1 rRNA gene is annotated in these 1,023 nt (G+C 58.8%); it reads right to left on the reverse strand.

The features are described from left to right. Positions 1-977 (reverse strand): 16S ribosomal RNA (locus tag FED44_RS35440); the annotation flags it as partial. Positions 978-1,023: the final 46 nt, after the last annotated feature.

The raw sequence follows: 1,023 nt of genomic DNA on the forward strand, positions 1-1,023 counted from the left end.
TTTCCGGTGTATGTCAAACCTTGGTAAGGTTCTTCGCGTTGCGTCGAATTAAGCAACATGCTCCGCCGCTTGTGCGGGCCCCCGTCAATTCCTTTGAGTTTTAGCCTTGCGGCCGTACTCCCCAGGCGGGGCGCTTAATGCGTTAGCTACGGCACAGAGATCGTGGAAGACCCCCACACCTAGCGCCCAACGTTTACGGCGTGGACTACCAGGGTATCTAATCCTGTTCGCTCCCCACGCTTTCGCTCCTCAGCGTCAGAACTGGCCCAGCAAGCCGCCTTCGCCACCGGTGTTCCTCCTGATATCTGCGCATTTCACCGCTACACCAGGAATTCCGCTTGCCCCTACCAGCCTCTAGCCTGCCCGTATCCACCGCAGACCCGTAGTTAAGCCACGGGCTTTCACGGCAGACGCGACAAGCCACCTACGAGCTCTTTACGCCCAATAATTCCGGACAACGCTTGCGCCCTACGTATTACCGCGGCTGCTGGCACGTAGTTAGCCGGCGCTTCTTCTACAGGTACACGTCAACTTCGTCCCTGCTGAAAGAGGTTTACAACCCGAAGGCCGTCATCCCCCACGCGGCGTCGCTGCGTCAGGCTTCCGCCCATTGCGCAATATTCCCCACTGCTGCCTCTCGTAGGAGTCTGGGCCGTGTCTCAGTCCCAGTGTGGCCGGTCGCCCTCTCAGGCCGGCTACCCGTCGTCGCCTTGGTAGGCCATCACCCCACCAACAAGCTGATAGGCCGCGAGCCCATCCCCAACCGAAAAAACTTTCCACCACCATCACATGCGAGAAATGGTCGTATCCGGTATTAGACCCGGTTTCCCAGGCTTATCCCAGAGTCAAGGGCAGGTTACTCACGTGTTACTCACCCGTTCGCCGCTCGAGTACCCCGAAGGGCCTTTCCGCTCGACTTGCATGTGTTAAGCACGCCGCCAGCGTTCGTCCTGAGCCAGGATCAAACTCTCCAAACAATGTCTGAAAAGTGTCACCCCTGGCCGGCACCCCCCGGCTAAGGAA

The organism is Microbispora triticiradicis (genome assembly GCF_005864065.1).
Taxonomy (GTDB): Bacteria; Actinomycetota; Actinomycetes; order Streptosporangiales; family Streptosporangiaceae; genus Microbispora; species Microbispora triticiradicis.